The sequence below is a fragment of the Pseudomonas sp. SJZ074 genome (assembly GCF_007828215.1).
Classification (GTDB): domain Bacteria; phylum Pseudomonadota; class Gammaproteobacteria; order Pseudomonadales; family Pseudomonadaceae; genus Aquipseudomonas.
Genome location: NZ_VIUE01000009.1, coordinates 85,788 through 102,329 on the forward strand (window position 1 = coordinate 85,788; position 16,542 = coordinate 102,329).

Below are 16,542 nucleotides of genomic sequence, written 5' to 3' on the forward strand. Positions count from 1 at the left end.
CTCCAGCCCTTGATTGCCGAGGTAGGCCGGGTGACCGGCGAGGTTGATGCCGCGGCCCGCACCATGGCCAGTATGGCCGCGACCAATGATCAATTGATCAGCAGCGAACATGCGGCGCTGGATCAGGTCAGTACCGCCGCCACCCAGATGAGCGCGGCGGTGCATGAGGTGGCGCACAGCGCCGTGAACGCCTCGGACGCCGCCAAACAAGCCAGCAGCCAGTCCCGCGACGGCGCCGAAGTGGTCAGCAGCACTGTTGAATCGATCCGCCAACTGGCTCAGGAGGTGGAAAGCGCCTCGGGTACCATCGGCGCATTGGCCCAGGAAACATCCAGCATCGGCGCCGTCCTCGAGGTGATTCGAGGCATTGCCGAACAGACCAACCTGCTGGCACTGAACGCTGCCATCGAGGCCGCGCGAGCTGGCGAGCAGGGGCGCGGTTTTGCCGTCGTGGCCGACGAGGTCCGGGCCCTGGCGGCACGTACCCAGGATTCGACCAAGGACATCCAGGTGCGTATCGAGCGGTTGCAGAGCGGGGTGGCCAAGGCGGTGCAGGCCATGCAGGCCGGCAGCGACAAGGCCCGCGACAGTGTCGAGCGCGCCGCGGGCGTCGATCAGGTGCTCAGCGGCACCAGTGGCTCGATACAACGGATCAACGACATGGCCGCGCAGATTGCCAACGCCTGTGAAGAGCAGAGCAGCGTCACTGAGGAGATTGCCCGCAACATCTCCGACATCCGTGACCTTTCCAACGAAGCGGCAGAAAATTCCGCCCAGAGCATGCAGGCCAGCCGGCAACTGTCCACGCTGTCGAAGAGCCTGGCGGAACTCACCGGCCGCTTCCGCACCTGAGTCGGCCGCGGCCGTGTCTACCCGCAAGTCCCTGGCGACGCTTACCCGCGACCGCCTGCGGGCCCTGCATCGGGACGGCTTCGTGCTGCTGCCGGCAGTGTTAGGCGCCGCGCAAGTCGTGGCGCTGCGCCAGGCAATCGACCAGCTCAAACCCCAGCACTGGGACTACAGCGGTGTCATCGATCATTACAAATGCGTTTTCAACCGCGACCCGTTCTGGCTGCCGTTCCTGGACGTGGACGGCGTGATCGAACTGGCCGAGGCCGCCCTGGGGGATGACTGTCACGTTATCGGCCAGACGGCCTGGCGTTGCCATCCTGGTTTTATCGGGGCGCCGCTGCACCTGGATTACTTGCCGATGGCACTGCCGCCGAGCCTGTTGGCCGACCCCGCTTTCGAGTTACCGATGCAAATCTGTACCGCGCAGTTCTATCTCGATGACATCGATGCTGACTTGAGTCCAACCCGTGTCATCCCTGGCAGTCACCGGGCGGGGCGAGCGCCTGTGGCAGGTGAAACCCAGTGGTCGGGGCGGGTTGCGCAGCCGGTGTTGTGTCGGGCTGGCGATGTGCTGGTGCTGCGCAGCGAGCTATGGCATGCCGGCAGCGACAACCGGACCGCCGACCGCACCCGTTACCTGCTGCAAGTGCACTATGGCCGACGCATGGTGGCGCAGAAGTTTTCGCCTTACCTGCACTGGCAATTCAACCCTGCCGTTCTGGCGGCCGCGTCACCTCGCCAGCGGCGTCTGTTGGGCGAGCATCAAGAAGCCGAGTACGACTGACTGTCCGGCGCCTCAACCCCAAGGCGTTTCTCGACCATTTGCAACAGGTGTTCCGCCACGTTGCTGACTCCCTTGTTCTGGGCGACAACCTGCGCCCCTTCAAGCAAGAACGTCAGCTCGCGGGCGATGGCTCGGGCGTCGGGCAACTTCGCCTCCTGGCACAGGGTCACCAGTCGCTGGAACTGACGTTGCTTGTGTGCCTCGATCAGTTGCCGCGCCGGATGTTGCGGGTCGGCCAGTTCGGCCAGGCAATTGGTGAAGGAGCAGCCGCGGTAGCCGGCACGAGCCAGATCCTGTGCGATAAATTGGCTAAAACCCAACAACTGCTGGATCGGCTGGCCTGGCCATTGCGCCGCGAGGTCGTCGAGCACCCGGCTGTACTGGGCGGTGAGCAAGCGCAGCCATTCCAGCACCAACACATCCTTGGTTTCGAAATGACGGTATAGGGTCATTTTGGTCGAGCCGGCGAGGGCAGCGATGGCATCCACGGTCACCCGGGTAATGCCCTGTTCGATGAACAAGGCATGCGCGGCATCGATGATGCGTTCACGCGGCGGCAACTGCGCGACGCGTTCAGGGTGTATGAGCTTCAAAGTGTTCTCCGAGGATTGAGATTTCTGCTTGACAAGAATACTACAGGGTATTGCATGATACTAAACAGTATCGTTCGATACTATGTGGTATTCTGCTGGGAGAAGGTCGTATGAATCGCTTTGAATATGCCGAACAGGACGCTGTAGGTCTGGCGCAGTTGATCCGGGATCGCCAGGTCAGCCAGGAGCAGGTGCGCAGTGCCGCGTTAGCGGCCATCGATACAGTCAATCCCCGCATCAACGCGGTCATCGAGGTTTGGGAGGATGAGCCGGAACCTCAGTCGGGGCCTTTTCTTGGCGTACCGTTGCTGGTCAAGGACCTGGGATTGACCGTACGCAATCGTCGTAATGAATTGGGCAGCCGTCTGGCTGCGGGGGGCATTGCCCAGGCGGATTCCGAATTGATGCTGCGGTTGCGTCGGGCAGGCCTGTTGCCGGTGGGCCGTACCACCACACCGGAACTCGCGGCCAGTACCACCACCGAGAATCGTGTGGATGGACCCACTCGTAACCCCTGGGATCTGGCCCGCAGCGCGGGTGGTTCAAGTGGCGGCTCGGCTGCCGCGGTGGCTGCCGGAGCGGTGCCCGTCGCCCATGCCACCGATGGTGGTGGCTCCATTCGCGTGCCCGCCGCGTCCACTGGCCTGTTCGGTCTCAAGCCAAGTCGTGGTCGCCTGCCCATGGGGCCGGATGTCGATGAAGTGTGGTCCGGGTTGGCGGTGCACGGTGTGTTGAGCCGGACGGTGCGGGACACCGCGGCTTTGCTGGACTGCCTGCACGGCCCCGCCGTGGGCGACCCGTTCCACGTGGCCTCCCCTGCCGAACGCTATGCCTCTTTATTGGATCGCGATCCCAAACCCTTGCGCATTGCCGTGCAACACCGGGCCTTGAACGGCCAGTTGAACGCACCCGCAGTGGATGAAGCCCTCGACCGGGTGTCCAAGATGCTTGAAACTCTCGGGCATAAGGTCATCCCCGTACCAACCGACATCGGACTGAGTTGGGAAGCATTCGTCGACCTTAACGCCTGCTTCTGGTCCAGCAATACCGCCGCCTGGATCGACGCCATCGCGGGCGCGACCGGACGCCCGATCGATGCCAGCACCCTGGAGCCGGCCACCCTGGCCTTGTATCGCATGGGCCAAGGGTTGAGCGCCATGCAGTTGCTGGGCGCGATGCACAATCGCAACCTGGTGACCCGGCATGTGGGGCAGGTGCTCACCGATTACGACGTGCTGCTGACGCCCACGTTGCCAGACGTCGCCCCGTTGGTCGGGGAGTACAACGCCGGCCAGGAGCTGCTCAGCGGGCGCGAGTGGATGGCACGGGTATTCAATTACTCGCCGTTCACCGCGGTATTCAACGTCAGCGGTTGTCCGGCCATGTCCGTGCCCCTGGTTCATGATGCACAGAGCGGCCTGCCCATCGGGTTGCAGTTCGGAGCGGGTTACGGTCGTGAAGACTTGCTGTTGCAACTGGCGGCACAGCTGGAACGTGCGATGCCCTGGCGCGGCCGGCGGCCGCCAGTGTGGGCGGGTGATCGGGATGTTCAAGCATCGTCTCCAACGGAGCGCGCAGCGAAAGGCTGATTTGCCATCCAATGAGCGTACGGCGGTCGACCTCAGATCCAGACATCGTTGTCTGCCGTTCGCTCATGGGTTTCCCCCGTGTTGATGACCCCTCGAGGTTCGATCAACAACACCTTCACTTCCTGTGCGGCCCAGGGCTTGTGCTCGATGCCTTTCTTGACGACGTACATCTCGCCAGGGCCGATGGTCACCGCACCGTCGCGAAAGTCGATACGAAGCTCGCCTTCCAGCACGATGAAGGTTTCATCGGTGTCGGCGTGGGAGTGCCAGACGAAATCGCCTTCGAGCCGGGCGACCTTGAATTGGTAGTCGTTCATTTCAGCCACGACCTTGGGAGCCCACCGATCCTGAAACAGGGCGTATTTCTGGGCAAAGTTGACAGGGGCATCATGGGTAGCCATTGCGCAATACTCGCTGTGGGACTTGGGTGAGGCCACAACAAGCTGCTCGACAGGCAGGGCCCGGCGAAGCAGCTGATGGGCGGTAATGGCACGACGTTGTGTCAGATTTCCTTCACTGGCGTCTCGCCCTGGACGTTCTTGATCAGCCCGATGACGTGCAGGCAGTCAGCCTTGTTCACATAGGATTCGCCGCTGGCGATCGTTTCGTGGTTGCCTGCGCGCAGGCGCCAGCGCCATTGGCCTTTGCCGCTGCTGTGGGTGCCACGGGTCTGTCTGTAGATTTCAAAATACATCGGTTCGCTCCCTGCGATTGACTCATTCAAGACATGTTTTTGAACATGTCGTCGAAAGCCTAGCCAAGCTGAAAGTTTTCGCTATCGCAAATACGTTTCCAATGGTTATGAAATATTGCCGATAATGACAGCGTTCGCTCGAACTGACTCGACCCGGGAGCAAAGGATGAACCGCAACGAATTGCGCAAGGCAGACATCAACCTGATGGTGGTTTTCGAAACGCTGATGCTTGAGCGCAATGTGACACGGGCGGCAGAAAAACTGTTCCTGGGCCAGCCGGCCATCAGTTCGGCCCTCAACCGATTGCGTGCCCGGTTCAACGATCCGCTGTTCATCCGCGTAGGCCATCGCATGGAACCCACGGCACGGGCGGAGGAGATCATCCAGCACTTGTCGCCGGCATTGGACTCGCTGTCGGCGGCCCTGAGCCTGACCCATGATTTCGACCCGGCCAGCAGTAACATGACGTTTCGTATCGGTCTATCGGACGATGTCGAGTTCGGCCTGCTGCCGCCACTGTTGCGCAGCCTGCGCCAGGAGGCGCCGCAAGTGGTGTTCGTGGTCCAGCACGTCGATTACTGGCGGATTCCCGATTTGCTGGCGTCCGGCGACATCACCGTGGGAATCAGCCAGACCCGCGGCCTGCCGGCCAATGCCAAGCGTAAACTGTTGCGGCACATCCAACCTTGCGTGTTGCGGGCTGATGCCTCGCAGACGCCGCTGACCCTGGACGACTATTGTTCGCGGCCCCACGTACTGGTGTCCCATACCGCGAACGTGGCCGGATTCGCCGACGAATGGCTGGCCGAGATCGGTCGCAAGCGTCAGGTGGTGTTGTCCGTGCCGCAGTACAGCGCGTTGCCGGCGCTGCTGGCCGGCACCGATATGATCGCCAGCCTGCCAGACTATACCGCCGTCGCCATGGCCGCTTCGGGCCAGCTGTTCAGCGAACCCTTTCCGTTCAAGACCCCGACCCTGGACCTGTCCATGGTCTGGCTGAGCCATGTCGACACTGACCCGGCGGAACGCTGGTTGCGGTCCCGGCTGGAGGCGTTCATGAGTGAGCGTGGAGTCTCGGGGGCGGCTGCGATACCGGTTGGCTAAATCCACTCGCCACAGGTTCTGTGCTTGAGTGCCAAGTAGGGGTATCGTGCGTCGGCTGAATTCACGTCTTCACATTTCGAACCGGAGTCGAACACATGCCTCACCTGCACCTCGAGTACACCGCCAACCTGCCCGAGCTGAACGCCGACGTCGCGTTGCTGCGCTTGAATAATGCGCTGGTGGCGTCCGGTCAGTTCGCGGAGACGGACATCAAGAGCCGGGCCGTGAAAGTCGAACATTTCCGAGTGGGCACCGGTTTGGGCGAGCGTGCTTTCGTGCACGTGCAGTTGGCGTTGTTGAGCGGTCGCTCGCCGGAAATCAAGAAGCAACTGGGGGAGAGCCTGTTGACCGTGATCCAGGAGCTGGGCCCATGGCCGACCGGTCTCAGCGTGCAGCTCAGTGTGGAGACCGTCGATATGGATCGCGGCTGCTACGCGAAGGCCATTCTCGACAACTGAAAGCTCAGGCGTCAGCCGGGTGCAGGCTCCGATCGCCCGGTCGTGGCATGGGTGAGCCGGCACCGGCGTGACACAGGTTGATGCTTTGCAAGATGCTACGCACATGATCGTACATGCCCTCGGCCTTGAATGTGGGGCGCATGCCGGTGCGGGTGTTGATGAACAGTTCGTCCTTGAAGCAGGTCCGCAGTTTCTTCAGGCAGTAACTCACCGTTGACTGGCTGACACACAATGCCTCGGACACGCCGCTGACACTGCTTTGTTCGTACACGGCGTTAAACACCATGAGGTCTTGCATATCGAGCTTTCTGAGGGAGTTACTGTTTAGCATCCGTTGCTTCTCGCTGTGCTCCTTGCGCGAATCTTGCGCAAACAAGATCCGTGATCCTAACGGAACGATGGTCCCAAGTGAATGCCGTGCAGGCTGTTTCGCTGTCGGGAACGGGACAGATAATGTAGGGAATACGACGAATAGATCGGTCATTCGTTGCGAGGATGATTGTTTAGCGTATTCCCATCCACGCTTCAGCAAATCCGGATTTAACGACGCAGGTCGGCGTGGGACGCTCGCGGGGTCTGTTTACTGTGATGCGCTTATGGACGGTCGGCCCGCAGCATTCCCGTACCCATTATCATCCGCCGCGGTCGGTCCGGTCGGTCGACTCACGCCTGTCTTCGCCCCGTCACTTTCTGCGCTGCCCTCTGAATTGGCTTTCTGGGCCCTCTGGCATTGTCGCCATGCCCGGCCTCCGGATGCCCGTATTTCCTGTTGAACACTTCACGGTGTCCGCTCATTGCGGGCACAGACCGACGGCGCCCTGATGCCCGTCCGACATGACATACGAGCATTCCCATGAGCATTGCCAATCCTGCGTTCGCGCCCGTTGAACACGCCCGGGCATTCCTGGCCCTGCACCCGGACATCGAACTGTTCGAACTGTTTATCCTCGACAATAACGGCGTACCCCGGGGCAAATTGCTGCACCGGGACGAATTGCTGGCGGTCTATGAAGGCGGCCGTCCGCTGCCGAGCACGATCCTCGGGCTGACCGTCAATGGTGACGACGTGGAAAACTCGGGGCTGGTGTGGGAGGTCGGTGACATCGACTGCCGGGCCTATCCCATCAGCGGCAGTTTGCAGCGTATGCCGTGGCGGTTGATCCCCACGGCTGCCGTGCAGGTCGCCATGCACCCTCGGGAGGGCATGCCGGCCGCCATCGCCGATCCACGTTATCTGCTCGGCCGGGTAATCGAGCGGTTGCAGGCCGACGGCTATTACCCAGTGATGGCGGCAGAGCTGGAGTTCTATCTGCTGGACGCGCAACGCGATAGCCAGGGCCGGCCACAACCGGCGCGGGAGGCCGATGGTGGCCGGCCGCGCGCTACCCAGGTCTATGGTTTGCGCGAGCTGGAGCAGATCGAGCCGTTCCTGGCGGACCTTTATGCCGCGTGCAAGCTCCAGGGCATTCCGGCGCGCACGGCCATTTCCGAATACGCTCCAGGCCAGGTGGAAATTACCCTCGAGCACCGCAACGATGCGTTGCAAGCCATGGACGAGGCGGTGCGCTACAAACGCCTGGTCAAGGGCGTGGCGCATAAACATGGCATGGTGGCGTGTTTCATGGCCAAGCCATTCGAGCATCTGGCGGGTTCCGGCATGCACATGCACGTCAGCCTGGCGGACCGCGAGGGCAATAACCTGTTCGCCAGCGAAGCCGCCGACGGCACGCCATTGCTGCGCTGGGCGATAAGCGGGATGCTCGATACGCTGCTCGATTCATTGCTGATGTTCTGCCCGAACGCCAACTCCTACCGGCGCTTCCAGAGCAACAGTTACGCGCCCCTGACGGCGACCTGGGGCGTGGACAACCGCACCGTGAGCCTGAGGGTGCCGGGAGGGCCGGCCTTTTCCCGACACATCGAGCATCGCATCTGCGGTGCCGACGCCAACCCGTACCTCGCGGCTGCGGCGATGCTGGCCGGCATCCATCGTGGCATACGGGAGCAGTGCGATCCCGCTGCGCCCGTTGAAGGCAATGGTTATGCACAAGCGAGCCGTTTGTTGCCCACCGACTGGCTCACTGCCCTGCAGGCGCTCGAGGCTTCGACTTGGGCGCAAGAAGCCTTCGGTGGCGAATTTCTTGGCGTTTACCTGGCGGTCAAACGCGCCGAATACCGTCAGTTCATGGGCGAGGTGGGGGAGCAGGACTGGCGCTGGTATCTGAATCAGGCCTGACGACTGCGCCAGGTTTGTCACTTAAATAATAATTTAATAGCAACTTTTTCACGAAAAATTGATGGTGGGCTGCCTAAAGTTTGTGTTGCCGTAGGGAACGAATTTTCCACGCTTTCCTTAGGCACTTCTTCTCCAAAGAGCAACTTTCAGGAAAATGCCCACCATCATGCTGACCATTAAAGCCGTGCGCCCCGAGTGGGTGACGCTGCTCGCCAGTGCCTTTTTATTAGTTGGCTTCAACGTCATTCTCTGGCAACACTTGCTGACGATCACGGCGGCTGACGGGCGAGGCCTGCTGATGTGCGCGGCCTTTGGCGTGATGATTTTCTGTGCATTCAACCTGGTGCTGACCCTCGTGGCGTTCCGCCCGCTGCTCAAGCCCGTGCTGATGCTGTTGTTCCTGATCAGTGCCGGTGTCGCCTACTTCATGGCCCAGTACGGTGTATTGATCGACGTCGGCATGTTGCGCAACTTTGCCGAAACCAATGCCACTGAAGTCCGTGACCTGTTGTCTCTGAAGTTGTTCGCCTATCTCGGCTTACTTGGCGTCTTACCTTCCTGGTTATTGTTCAAGACACCGATCAAATACCGTAGCTGGTCTAAAGAGTTGTTAAGCAAGCTGTTGGTCGGTGTCGCCTCGGCGGCGCTGATTGGCGTGGTTGCCCTGGCGAATTATCAGGGGCTGTCTTCTCTGTTTCGCAATCATCATGAATTGCGCCTGATGATTGTGCCAAGCAATTACATTGGTGCTTCGGTTGGCTACCTGCGTGAGCAGGTCGTGTCGGCCAAGCAACCGTTCATCAAGCTGGGCGAGGATGCCAGTCGCAATCCGGCTTGGCAGACCCACGCCCGCAAGTCCCTGACCGTACTGGTGGTCGGGGAGAGTGCTCGCGCGGAAAACTTCGGCATTCTTGGCTATAACCGCGACACCACACCGAAGTTGAGTCACGAGGCCGGCCTGATCGCTTTCACCGATGTGCATTCCTGCGGCACCGAAACCGCCGTGTCGGTGCCGTGCATGTTCTCCAACATGGGCCGCAAGAACTACGACGCCAGCAAGGCCAGGCATGAAGAAGGCCTGCTGGATGTACTCCAGCGTGCCGGCCTGGACGTGATCTGGCGGGACAACCAGTCCGGCTGCAAAGGCACCTGCGACCGGGTCACCCTGCAGGATGTGAGCAATCTCAAGGATCCGGCCCTGTGCGCCAACAGCGAATGCCGGGATGAGATCCTGCTTCAGGGGCTGCAGCATTTCATCGACACCCTGGACAAAGACACGGTGCTGGTCCTGCACCAGATGGGCAGCCACGGGCCTGAGTACTTCAAGCGTTATCCCAAGGAGTACGAACACTTCACACCGGTGTGCGAAAGCAACGCGTTGAACAATTGCAGTCGCGAAAGCATCGTCAACGGCTATGACAATACGCTGGTGTACACCGACCACGTTCTTTCGACCCTGATCGATCTGCTACGGGCCAACCAGGACAAGGTCGATACCGCCATGCTCTACCTGTCGGACCACGGTGAGTCCCTGGGCGAATACAACCTGTTTCTCCATGGCACGCCCTACATGCTTGCTCCAGAGCAGCAGAAGCATGTGGCGATGCTCGCCTGGTTTTCCGACAGTTATCAGAAGTCTTTTGCGGTGGACACCCATTGCCTGCAGTTGAGTCGGGAAAAGCCCTTGAGCCAGGACAACCTGTTTCACTCGATGCTCGGCTTGCTGGAGGTCAACAGCAATGTCTATAACCGGGACCTGGATCTGTTTGCCGGTTGTCGCAGCGCGGTGATTGACGGCGTGTTGGCGCGAGAGTGATCGCCTACACCTTTTTTTCACGCCGCGCCGTTTAACCTGTCATCTGTCCACTTTCCAAGAGCTGTTTGTATGTCCGGGCTACCCCCATCCACCGTCGAGCTTGAGTTCGCCAGGCATCACGAGCAGGAGCATGCGCAAGTCTGTTCCCGGCCGGCCCCTCGACGGCTGCGCCTGGCGTTCTGGCGTGATGAGCACATGGTGCGCAATGCCCTGAAAGTAGCCGGTGAACCGGGGTTGGTGCTGGACGTGGCGTGTGGGGCTGGGCGGTTCTGGCCGGTGCTGGCCGAACACACCAACCGGGTGATTCTGGCGGCGGATCCATCGCCGGACATGCTCGAACACGCGCTTACCCACCACGGCGGCGCGTTGCTCAAACGGGTCAAGACCTTTCCGAGTTCGGCGTTTACCATCGGGCTTTCGGAAAACGCGGTGGATTGTATTTGTTGTCTGCAATTGTTTCGTCACGTGAGTGCCAGTGAGCATCGCCTGGCGCTGCTACGCGAGTTTCGTCGGGTCAGTCGCGACACGGTCATCGTGTCGGTTCAAATCGACGGGCGTTTCAAGCTCGGCCACCCACCACAACGTAACCTGGCAGACAAGGCCGATGTCGAGGCCGAGTTCCTCCAGGCTGGTTTCAACGTGCTGTGGCACCAGGACTTCCTGCCCGGTTTTGCGCTGACGCGGGTTTATGTGTTGCGTAAGACCAGTTAGCTTCGAATGTAGGACTATTCTTGAGATTGCGCAGGCGATTTCTCTCAGGCTCTTGCTCTATGGATGCTCGCAATCGCTGACGGCGATATATACTGCGCGCCATTATTCAAGGGAGAGCCGTGTGGCCATCGATATTCACTGGATTCGCGACAACGATAGCCTCGGGCGGTTTTGCGCCGAATGGCAGCAGTTGCCCTTCGTCGCCCTCGACACTGAATTCATGCGGGTCGACACCTTTTACCCTATCGCCGGTTTGCTGCAGATCGGCGATGGCAAGCGTGCCTACCTGATCGACCCCTTGACCATCGACAACTGGCAGCCCCTGGCGGCATTGCTGGAGAACCCGGCCGTACTCAAGGTGCTGCACGCCTGCAGCGAAGACCTGGAAGTCCTGTTGCGCCTGACCCGCAGCCTGCCTGCGCCGCTGTTCGATACCCAGTTGGCTGCCGCCTACCTGAACCTGGGCTTCTCCATGGGCTACTCGCGGCTGGTGCAGGACGTTCTGGGCATCGAGCTGCCCAAGGGCGAGACCCGCTCCGACTGGTTGCAACGGCCGCTGTCCGAAACGCAGATCAGCTATGCCGCGGAAGATGCGGTGCACCTGGCTGAGGTTTTCGTACAACTGCGTCCCAAGCTTTCCGACGAGAAGTACGCCTGGGTCCTGGAGGACGGCGCTGAGCTGGTCGCCAACCTGCGTCGCGAAATCGACCCCGATGAGGTGTACCGCGAAGCCAAGCTGGCCTGGAAACTGTCCCGCGCTCAACTGGCCGTGCTGCGTGAGCTCTGCGCCTGGCGCGAGCGCGAGGCGCGGGCCCGTGACTTGCCGCGTAACCGCATCATTCGCGAGCATTCGCTGTGGCCCCTGGCCCGTACTCAGCCGGATAACCTCGGCGCATTGGCGAAAATCGAAGACATGCACCCGCGCACCGTGCGCCAGGACGGCGAGTTTCTGCTGGACCTGATCAAGCGCGCTGCCAGCGTGCCGCCCGAACAATGGCCGCCAGCCGTGGCCGAGCCGTTGCCCATCGAGGCCGCGGCCCTGGTCAAGCGTCTGCGCGCTCTGGGGCAGGCTGAGGCCGAACGCCTGGGCATTGCTCCGGAACTGATGCTGCGCAAGAAAACCCTCGAGGCGTTGATCAAGAGCGGCTTCCCCGAGGGTCCTTACCAATTGCCTGATTCGCTGCGTGGCTGGCGTCGCGAACTGATGGGCCAGGCGCTGCTCGACAGCCTGGCCACTGCTGGAGAACAGCCTTGAAACGTATTTGCTCCATTTACCGCAGCTCGAAGAAAAACGAGATGTACCTGTATGTGCTCAAGAGCGATGCCTTGACGCGTGTGCCTGAGCCCTTGATGGCGGCCTTCGGCAAGGCGACCCATGCCTTCGATCTGGTCCTGAGCCCCGAGCGGCAGTTGTCCCGGGAGGACATCAACAAGGTGCTGGAAAACCTCGACACCCAGGGTTATCACCTGCAGATGCCGCCGGCCGAGGACGAGTACATCGAGCATCTGCCCGAAGAGTTGCTGCGACGCAACGATCCGGTCTGATGCGATACCGAGGTGCCCGTCCTGGGGCCTCTGGGAACACACTGGAATTTTTTTGACGATCGCCGCATGGATGGAGCGACACTCTGTCGGCGTTCGTCTGCACTGTTTTGAAAGGTTTGATTCATGCGCGTTCTGATTGCCGAACACGACCACGCGGTATATGCCCAACTGTTGCGCCAGGCTGCACCCGATATCGAAGTGCTCACCAGCGGTGACTCCGCCGAGTTGTCCCGGCTGGCCGCCGATTGCCCGGTCTGGCTTGGCCAGCCCGACCTGCTGGCTACCCTGCTGCGCCAGGGCCATCGTCCCCAGTGGCTGCAATCGACCTGGGCGGGCATCACGCCGCTGTTGGCCGAGGGGCTGACACGCAACTACCGGCTGACCCGTGCGGTAGGCATTTTCGGTCAGTTGATGGCTGAGTACGTGCTCACCTACATGCTTGGTCATGAGCGCGAGGTGCTGGCGCGGCTGGTCAGCCAGGTCGAGCGCAAGTGGGACAACCGCCAGGGGCAGGGGCTGGCGGGGCGCAAGGCGCTGATCGTCGGGACCGGTGATATCGGTCAACGGGTGGCGCAGTTCCTCGTGCCGTTTGGCGTGCAACTCTATGGCATTGCCAGCGAAGCGCGGGAGCAGGCCCCTTTCGTCGAGGTCGGAGCGATGAAGGATCTGCCGCGTCTGGTCGGCGAAGTGGATTACGTCATCAACCTGCTGCCCAATACGCCCCACACCCATGACGTATACGACGCGGCGCTGTTCAAGCAATTCAAGCCCACCGGATTGTTCATCAATGCCGGACGCGGCGTCGCCGTGGTGGACGCGGACCTGGTGCAAGCCTTGAAAGACGGGCATCTGGCCGGTGCGGTGATCGACGTCTGCCGCCAGGAACCGCTGCCTCAGCGTCACCCGTTCTGGACGGCCTGGGGCCTGCTGTTGACCGGTCACAGTTCGGCACCGACGTCGCCGCCGCTGATGGCGCAACTGTTCCTGGAAAACCTGCGCGCCTATCAGGCCGGCGAAGCCCTGCGCGGGGAAGTGGATTTCACCCGGGGCTATTGACTCCACAAACTCCATTGTGGGAGCGGGCTTGCTCGCGAAAGCGGAGTGTCAATCGACATAAACGTCGAATGTAATGACTTCTTCGCGGGCAAGCCCGCTCCCACACCTTCGACCTGTGCAGGATTACAGGGTGGAGTTTGCCTCCGGCCAATTGCTTTACCGACAGTCGCCAACGCTTGGCCTGAAGAGGTCCCGGCACTAGACTGTCGGCCTTTTCACCATCTGATGTTGATGCTCCGAGCCATGGCCGCCAAAGTCGAACCCTTCTGGATACGCAAGACCCTCGATCAGCTAGATGCGCAGGAGTGGGAATCGCTGTGCGACGGCTGCGGCCTGTGCTGTCTGCAAAAGCTCGAAGACGAAGATGACAACAGCGTCTACTACACCCGCATCGCCTGCAAACTGCTGGACCTGAAAACCTGCCAGTGCACCGATTACCCACGCCGCCGTGAGTCCGTTCCCGATTGCATCCAGCTCACGCCGGGCAAGGCCGATGAGTTCAAGTGGTTGCCGCCGACCTGTGCTTACCGATTGGTCAGCGAGGGCAAGGACCTGCCGCTGTGGCACCATCTGGTATGTGGCGACCGCGATGCCGTGCACCACGAGCGCATTTCCCAGTCCGGGCGCATGCTGGCCGAAGGCAGCGTGCCGGAAGACGATTGGGAAGATCATCTGATTTTTCGCGCCGGCTGAATCGTCAGGCGTTGCATCACCGGGGGAGAGTCCATGGGCGCAGGATTGAAACGGCTGCTGGTGAGCGGCGGGCTGCTGGCGGTGTGCGGTCCGCTATGGGCGGCGCAGAAAGTCGATCTGGATTACCATGTGCACCTGTTGCCACAGAGCGATCAGGCCGAAGTGCGCTTGACCCTGGCCCGTGGCTCGGCGGTGCGCAGTCTGGATTTCGACCTTGGCGACGGCAGCCGCTACAGTGATTTCAAGGCGGACGGTCAATGGCAGCTGACACCCGGTAAAACCGCGCGAGGCCTCTGGCGCCCGAGCGCCGACAAGGCCAGCCTGACCTACCGGGTGCGCATCAGCCATGAGCACAAGAACGGCACCTTCGAAACCCGCATGACGCCCGCCTGGGCCCTGCTGCGCGGCGATGACCTGGTGCCGTCGGCCCGGCTCGACCAGCAAGACGGCGTCGAATTGGTGGCGCGCCTGGATGTTGAATTGCCCGCCGGCTGGAAAAGCATCGAAACGTCCTGGCCACGTATCGGCAAGCAGCGCTTTCGCATCGACAACCCCTCGCGGCTGTTCGACCGTCCCACGGGTTGGATGCTGGCCGGCAAACTGGGCAGCCGCCGCACGCGCCTGGGTGAAACCGACGTTACCGTGGCCTCGCCCCAAGGCCAGGGCATGCGCCGGATGGACGTGCTGACACTGCTGACCTTCGTCTGGCCGCAGGTGCAGGTGCTGATACCACGGCACCCCACCAAATTGCTGATTGTCGGTGCCCAGGACCCGATGTGGCGCGGTGCCCAGGCCGGCCGTGAGTCGATTTACCTGCACAGCCGCCCGCCGCTGGTCAGCGAGCGGGGCTCCAGCCCGTTGTTGCGAGAACTGGTGCAGACCCTCGCCCGTATCCACGACCGTGAGCGCAGTGACTGGATCAGCGAAGGCCTGGCCGAGTACTACGCCGTCGAACTGCTGCGCCGCGCCGGCGGCATGAGCGACGAGCGTTACCAGACCCTGAACGAGCGCCTTGTACGAGACAGCAAGGGCGTGACGACCCTGCGCGGCGAACAGGCCAGCCCCGCGATGGTGGCCAAGGCGGTGCTGTTGCTGCAGGAGCTGGATCGGGAAATTCGTTTGAAAACCCGTAACAAGCGCTCTCTCGACGATGTGCTGCAGGCGGCGATGCGCCTGGAAACGGTCGACACCCGGGAGTTCGTGCAACTCAGCGAGAGCATCCTGGGTGGGGCTTCTACAGTGCTGGATAATCGGTTGCTTCAGTAGAATCGCCATCGCGAGCAGGCTCTGGAAGCGAGCCTGCTCGCGATGGGGCCATCAGCCCCGGCACATTGTCCAGCTCAAAGCCCGGCCTTCGGCGAATCCAACGAATCATTTCCCGTCACCGTAGCTGTACCGGTAGCCGCCTCGGCGTTGGCCTTCATGCGGACCAGTTCATCGCCGGCCTGCTCGATACGGGCACGGGCGCTGCTCAGGTTCTGGCGGCTCTTCTCCAGCAGCGTCTTGGCCGAGCAATGCCCGGTGATGCCCCGCGCCAGGGCCATACCACCGATGGCCAGTTGAGCCAGACCAATGATGCCGCCACGACGCAAGCCCTTGCCCATCATCAGCACGCCGCCAGCCAGGGAGCCCGCGCGTTCCCAGCCGTGCACATTTTGCGCAGGGCGGGATTGAAACGGGGTGCTCTCGATCGGCTCGAACGGATTGTTATCGCTCATGGTCTGTCTCCAGTGTGGGGATTGGTATAAAACTGACTGCCGGAGCGAATCCGTCGTTCCATGGAATTTCCCACCGGTCAGCGGAATTGCGGCCCCGAGCGGGTGTTGTTGCCTTTGGCCATGCGGTCGTACAGCACGACGTTGACCGTGGCCGCCAGGTTCATGCAACCGGTGGTGGGGATGTACACCACGTCTTCGCACCAATCCCGGATATCTTTATCCAGCGAGCCGTCTTCAGGGCCGAAGATGTACAGCGCCCGGTCCGGGTGGGTGTATTCGGGCAGGGGGCGAGCACCCTCTACCAGCTCCACGGCCACTGGTATACAGCCCAGGGGCAGGATCTTCTTCAGGTCGTCGATGCCGATCAACGGAATGTCGTAGTGGACTTTCTTGGTGTCGGTGACGAAGTCGGCGGCCCGTTCATAGCGCTTGCCGGTGTAGAACACCGACGCCACGCCGTAGCAACCGGCGGCGCGCATGACCGAACCGACGTTTTCCGGTGATTTGGGGTTGAACAGACCGATGCAGCTGTAGCGTTTGTTGGCCACGGGCGGGGTGCCTTTGGGAAAAGGCGCGATTATACGGGGAATGGGGGAGGGTGGTCAGTTTCAAGATTGGCGGTGAAGGTAGCATCGCCATCGCGAGCAGGCTCACTCCCACAGAAGACCGCATTCCAATGTGGGAGCGAGCCT

Annotated in this window: 18 protein-coding genes and 1 pseudogene; 13 read left to right on the forward strand and 6 right to left on the reverse strand. The window is 61.4% G+C overall.

What is annotated here, in order from left to right; translation table 11 throughout:
- The first annotated feature begins 72 nt into the window (after positions 1 to 72).
- Entirely contained in the window at positions 73 to 852 is a 780-nt protein-coding gene (locus FBX99_RS29570; RefSeq protein ID WP_371923852.1) for a methyl-accepting chemotaxis protein, read from the forward strand.
- Positions 853 to 865: 13 nt separating this feature from the next.
- Entirely contained in the window at positions 866 to 1,636 is a 771-nt protein-coding gene (locus FBX99_RS12625; protein ID WP_144929143.1) for a phytanoyl-CoA dioxygenase family protein, read from the forward strand.
- On the opposite strand, the gene FBX99_RS12630 is transcribed toward FBX99_RS12625, so the two are convergent.
- Positions 1,615 to 2,220, reverse strand: a complete 606-nt coding sequence (locus tag FBX99_RS12630; protein WP_144929303.1) for a TetR/AcrR family transcriptional regulator — start codon at positions 2,218 to 2,220, stop codon at positions 1,615 to 1,617. The two genes, FBX99_RS12625 and FBX99_RS12630, sit on opposite strands and share 22 nt — an antisense overlap.
- A 119-nt stretch (positions 2,221 to 2,339) precedes the next feature.
- Between FBX99_RS12630 and FBX99_RS12635 the strand changes: the two genes are divergently transcribed.
- The gene (locus FBX99_RS12635) at positions 2,340 to 3,818 is read left to right on the forward strand and encodes an amidase (RefSeq protein ID WP_144929141.1); all 1,479 of its coding nucleotides are present in this window, start codon (positions 2,340 to 2,342) and stop codon (positions 3,816 to 3,818) included.
- A 32-nt stretch (positions 3,819 to 3,850) separates the two neighbouring features.
- Here the strand turns inward: FBX99_RS12635 and FBX99_RS12640 are convergent, their stop codons facing one another.
- Together FBX99_RS12640 and FBX99_RS12645 are read right to left on the reverse strand one after the other, a co-directional pair.
- Positions 3,851 to 4,219 (reverse strand): cupin domain-containing protein, encoded by a 369-nt coding sequence (locus FBX99_RS12640; protein WP_144929139.1) that lies wholly within the window; start codon positions 4,217 to 4,219, stop codon positions 3,851 to 3,853.
- 101 nt (positions 4,220 to 4,320) lie between these two features.
- Positions 4,321 to 4,512 (reverse strand): DUF1508 domain-containing protein, encoded by a 192-nt coding sequence (locus FBX99_RS12645; protein WP_047701756.1) that lies wholly within the window; start codon positions 4,510 to 4,512, stop codon positions 4,321 to 4,323.
- A 166-nt stretch (positions 4,513 to 4,678) separates the two neighbouring features.
- On the opposite strand from FBX99_RS12645, the gene FBX99_RS12650 reads away from it, so the two are divergent.
- Together FBX99_RS12650 and FBX99_RS12655 are read left to right on the forward strand one after the other, a co-directional pair.
- The gene (locus tag FBX99_RS12650; protein WP_144929137.1) at positions 4,679 to 5,617 is read left to right on the forward strand and encodes a LysR family transcriptional regulator; all 939 of its coding nucleotides are present in this window, start codon (positions 4,679 to 4,681) and stop codon (positions 5,615 to 5,617) included.
- Positions 5,618 to 5,712: 95 nt separating this feature from the next.
- Positions 5,713 to 6,075: a 5-carboxymethyl-2-hydroxymuconate Delta-isomerase gene (locus tag FBX99_RS12655; protein ID WP_145131731.1), complete on the forward strand. Its 363-nt coding sequence runs from the start codon at positions 5,713 to 5,715 to the stop codon at positions 6,073 to 6,075.
- A gap of 58 nt (positions 6,076 to 6,133) precedes the next feature.
- Here FBX99_RS12655 and FBX99_RS12660 read toward each other — a convergent pair.
- Positions 6,134 to 6,406: pseudogene (locus FBX99_RS12660) on the reverse strand (LysR family transcriptional regulator); the annotation flags it as partial.
- Between the two features lie 522 nt (positions 6,407 to 6,928).
- Here FBX99_RS12660 and FBX99_RS12665 point away from each other — a divergent pair.
- From FBX99_RS12665 to FBX99_RS12705, 8 genes are all read left to right on the forward strand, one after another.
- Positions 6,929 to 8,311, forward strand: coding sequence for a glutamine synthetase family protein (locus tag FBX99_RS12665; RefSeq protein WP_144929133.1), 1,383 nt, complete (start codon positions 6,929 to 6,931; stop codon positions 8,309 to 8,311).
- A 166-nt stretch (positions 8,312 to 8,477) separates the two neighbouring features.
- The gene (locus FBX99_RS12670; protein WP_145131733.1) at positions 8,478 to 10,127 is read left to right on the forward strand and encodes a phosphoethanolamine transferase; all 1,650 of its coding nucleotides are present in this window, start codon (positions 8,478 to 8,480) and stop codon (positions 10,125 to 10,127) included.
- Between the two features lie 69 nt (positions 10,128 to 10,196).
- Complete coding sequence (locus FBX99_RS12675; RefSeq protein ID WP_144929129.1) at positions 10,197 to 10,838, forward strand: class I SAM-dependent methyltransferase; 642 nt, start codon at positions 10,197 to 10,199, stop codon at positions 10,836 to 10,838.
- 121 nt (positions 10,839 to 10,959) lie between these two features.
- Positions 10,960 to 12,093 carry a ribonuclease D gene (rnd, locus tag FBX99_RS12680; RefSeq protein WP_144929127.1) on the forward strand — a complete coding sequence of 378 codons (1,134 nt, stop codon included), beginning with the start codon at positions 10,960 to 10,962 and terminating at the stop codon, positions 12,091 to 12,093.
- Positions 12,090 to 12,383, forward strand: coding sequence for a YcgL domain-containing protein (locus FBX99_RS12685; protein WP_047701748.1), 294 nt, complete (start codon positions 12,090 to 12,092; stop codon positions 12,381 to 12,383). Before rnd ends, FBX99_RS12685 begins: the two co-directional genes overlap by 4 nt.
- A 123-nt stretch (positions 12,384 to 12,506) precedes the next feature.
- Complete coding sequence (locus FBX99_RS12690) at positions 12,507 to 13,439, forward strand: D-2-hydroxyacid dehydrogenase (RefSeq protein WP_047701747.1); 933 nt, start codon at positions 12,507 to 12,509, stop codon at positions 13,437 to 13,439.
- A 243-nt stretch (positions 13,440 to 13,682) separates the two neighbouring features.
- On the forward strand, positions 13,683 to 14,132 hold the full coding sequence (locus tag FBX99_RS12700) for a YcgN family cysteine cluster protein (protein ID WP_024780408.1): 450 nt from the start codon (positions 13,683 to 13,685) through the stop codon (positions 14,130 to 14,132).
- A 33-nt stretch (positions 14,133 to 14,165) separates the two neighbouring features.
- The gene (locus FBX99_RS12705) at positions 14,166 to 15,398 is read left to right on the forward strand and encodes a hypothetical protein (protein WP_144929121.1); all 1,233 of its coding nucleotides are present in this window, start codon (positions 14,166 to 14,168) and stop codon (positions 15,396 to 15,398) included.
- Positions 15,399 to 15,472: 74 nt separating this feature from the next.
- On the opposite strand, the gene FBX99_RS12710 is transcribed toward FBX99_RS12705, so the two are convergent.
- Positions 15,473 to 15,850: a DUF2892 domain-containing protein gene (locus FBX99_RS12710; RefSeq protein WP_047701745.1), complete on the reverse strand. Its 378-nt coding sequence runs from the start codon at positions 15,848 to 15,850 to the stop codon at positions 15,473 to 15,475.
- Between the two features lie 77 nt (positions 15,851 to 15,927).
- Positions 15,928 to 16,398, reverse strand: a complete 471-nt coding sequence (locus FBX99_RS12715) for an RNA methyltransferase (protein WP_047701744.1) — start codon at positions 16,396 to 16,398, stop codon at positions 15,928 to 15,930.
- Positions 16,399 to 16,542: the final 144 nt, after the last annotated feature.

Coding starts and splice junctions, on each gene's coding strand:
- FBX99_RS12650 (WP_144929137.1), top strand. CDS start 4,679: ATGAACCGCAACGAATTGCGCAAGGCAGACATCAACCTGATGGTGGTT.
- FBX99_RS12690 (WP_047701747.1), top strand. CDS start 12,507: ATGCGCGTTCTGATTGCCGAACACGACCACGCGGTATATGCCCAACTG.
- FBX99_RS12655 (WP_145131731.1), top strand. CDS start 5,713: ATGCCTCACCTGCACCTCGAGTACACCGCCAACCTGCCCGAGCTGAAC.
- FBX99_RS12635 (WP_144929141.1), top strand. CDS start 2,340: ATGAATCGCTTTGAATATGCCGAACAGGACGCTGTAGGTCTGGCGCAG.
- FBX99_RS29570 (WP_371923852.1), top strand. CDS start 73: ATGGCCGCGACCAATGATCAATTGATCAGCAGCGAACATGCGGCGCTG.
- FBX99_RS12705 (WP_144929121.1), top strand. CDS start 14,166: ATGGGCGCAGGATTGAAACGGCTGCTGGTGAGCGGCGGGCTGCTGGCG.
- FBX99_RS12710 (WP_047701745.1), bottom strand. CDS start 15,850: ATGAGCGATAACAATCCGTTCGAGCCGATCGAGAGCACCCCGTTTCAA.
- FBX99_RS12670 (WP_145131733.1), top strand. CDS start 8,478: ATGCTGACCATTAAAGCCGTGCGCCCCGAGTGGGTGACGCTGCTCGCC.
- FBX99_RS12675 (WP_144929129.1), top strand. CDS start 10,197: ATGTCCGGGCTACCCCCATCCACCGTCGAGCTTGAGTTCGCCAGGCAT.
- FBX99_RS12645 (WP_047701756.1), bottom strand. CDS start 4,512: ATGTATTTTGAAATCTACAGACAGACCCGTGGCACCCACAGCAGCGGC.
- FBX99_RS12665 (WP_144929133.1), top strand. CDS start 6,929: ATGAGCATTGCCAATCCTGCGTTCGCGCCCGTTGAACACGCCCGGGCA.
- FBX99_RS12640 (WP_144929139.1), bottom strand. CDS start 4,219: ATGGCTACCCATGATGCCCCTGTCAACTTTGCCCAGAAATACGCCCTG.
- FBX99_RS12700 (WP_024780408.1), top strand. CDS start 13,683: ATGGCCGCCAAAGTCGAACCCTTCTGGATACGCAAGACCCTCGATCAG.